Source organism: Streptomyces sp. PU-14G, from assembly GCF_041028275.1.
In the GTDB taxonomy this organism is placed as follows: domain Bacteria; phylum Actinomycetota; class Actinomycetes; order Streptomycetales; family Streptomycetaceae; genus Streptomyces.
Map to the genome: position 1 here is coordinate 1 of NZ_JASKYT010000620.1, position 2,169 is coordinate 2,169.

A 2,169-nucleotide genomic window follows, 5' to 3' on the forward strand; every position below is an offset into this window, starting at 1 on the left:
GGTCGGCGGCCAGCCGCAGGGTGGGGTCGTCCGGTCCGCCCTCGCGGCCCGCCACCACCGGCTTGCCCGAACGCAGCGCCTTGGCGCGGTACTGGGCCGCGTCCGCCAGCCGGAAGATCCGGTGGGCCGTGCGCACGTCACCGACCGGGTCGCCGGTGGAGGCGACGCCGCAGGCCACGCCCTCCCCCACCTCCAGTGCCGCCGCGCCGTGGCAGAGGTCGTCGGCGGCACGCACCACCTCGTCGGCGGTCGGCCCGACGGTCAGCAGGCAGAACTCATCGCCGCCCAGCCGCCCCGCCAGGGCGCCGGGCAGCGTCGCCGCACAGTCGGCCAGAACCCCGGCGAACCGTTCCAGCAGCCGGTCGCCCGCCTCGTGGCCCTGCTGGTCGTTGACGGCCTTGAGCCCGTTGATGTCGCACACCGCGAGACTGACGACCGTGCCCAGCTCCCGGTGCAGCTCGACGGCCTCGTCGAGCCGTGACTCCACGGCGCGGCGGTTGGCCAGGCCGGTCAGCGGATCGGTGTAGGCCAGGCGGCGGACCTCCTCCAGCCGCTCGTTCTGTGCGATACCGGAGGCGATGAGCGCGGCCAGGACAGCGGCGAAGTCGGCGTCGTCCCGGGTGAAGGCGGGCTCCTCGGCGGTCCGGGCGACGTACAGCTCGCCCCAGGCGCGCCCGTGCAGCACGATCGGGGCGATCACGCCCGACCCGCGGCCCCGGCGCCGCGACACCGCCACCCGCCGGTAGCCGGGCACCGCCTCGTCGCCGTCCCGGAACGGCCCCTCCTCGTCCTCCACCCAGGCCTGGGCACGGGCGCCGCCCGCCCACCGTTCGTGCAGCGACTCGGCGATCTGCGGGAAGTCGTGGGCGGGGTAGGACTCGTCGTCGGGGAACTCGGCCTCCCCCGGCGCCCGGTCCCCGACGTTGACCAGGACGCGCAGCCGCCCGCGCGCCCGTTCCCAGACGGAGATGGCCGCGAACGTGCCGCCCATCGCCTCGCAGGCGCCCCGCGCTGCCGCGTGTGCGATGTCCCGGTGCGAGAGAGCGGCGACGGCCTCGGGATCGTGTGCGGCAACGGAGGTCGCCGGGGCCGACGCGGGGGCGGAGGTCTGCGCCGCCGCCATGGCCTGCGACAGCCCCACGACCGCGCTCAGGCGCGCGTCCGCGTCCCCGTCCTGACGTATTCGGCCCATACGGCCAAGATTAGGAGGCTTCGTGCCGTTCTGCCGCGCGGCCCCCTACGGAGAGCCTCACTCTACGTACGACACGTACGCGGCGGGGCCCTCTTGGCACATCTCGCGACCGGGAGCCGCCGGAGGAGGTGCGGCGGCTCAAGCTCCCGGCCAGTCGGGCTTCCGCTTCTCGTTGAAGGCCGCGACGCCCTCGGCGCGGTCCGCGGAGAAGGCGACGGTCCGCCAGGCGGCCTCCTCCACCTCGAGACCGGCCCGCAGGTCCATGCCCCATCCGGTGCGCAGCGCGCGCTTGGCGGCCCGCAGCCCCACGGGCGAGTGCGCCGCGATCCGCGCGGCGAGGGCCAGCGCCTCCGCGCGGTCCTCGCCCGCGCCCGCGAGCTGGTCGACGAGACCGAGCGCGTGCGCCTCGCCGGCCTCCACCCGGCGCGCGGAGAAGATCAGCTCGGCGGCGCGGGCCGCGCCCACCCGGCGCGGCAGCAGCTGGGTGCCGCCGCCGCCCGGCACCACACCGACGGACACCTCGGGCAGCCCGACCACGGCCGAGGGGTCGGCGACGATCAGGTCGCAGGAGAGCGCCAGCTCGTACCCGCCGCCCAGCGCATAGCCGTGCACGGCGGCGATGGTCGGCATCGGCAGCTCCAGCACGCCCCGGTAGGCCGCACTGGTGTACGGGCGCTGGGCGCCCAGTTCGGCGTCGCTGAGCGCGTTGCGCTCCTTGAGGTCCGCGCCGACACAGAAGGCGCGCTCATGCGTGGACGTCAGCACCGTCGCCCGCACGTCGCCGTCCCCGGCGAGGGCCGCGCACGCGTCGGCGAGCGCACCCGCGAACGCCGTCGAGACGGCGTTCATGGCCGCCTTCCGGTCCATCACCAACTCCGCGACGTGCCCGTCCTTGCGGACCCGCACCCACTCCCCGAACGCCTGCTCGCCGTGATCCATGGCCGTCACGATAACGGGCACGCTGCTTTCCCCCGGGG

2 protein-coding genes are annotated in these 2,169 nt (G+C 75.7%); both read right to left on the bottom strand.

Features of this window, described 5'->3' with window-relative positions; genetic code table 11:
- A partial coding sequence (locus tag AB8Z75_RS34110) for a diguanylate cyclase (protein ID WP_369208894.1) occupies window positions 1-1,192 on the bottom strand: 1,192 nt, incomplete at its 3' end.
- Between the two features lie 138 nt (window positions 1,193-1,330).
- Entirely contained in the window at window positions 1,331-2,131 is an 801-nt protein-coding gene (locus AB8Z75_RS34115) for an enoyl-CoA hydratase/isomerase family protein (RefSeq protein WP_369208896.1), read from the bottom strand.
- Between the last annotated feature and the right edge of the window lie 38 nt (window positions 2,132-2,169).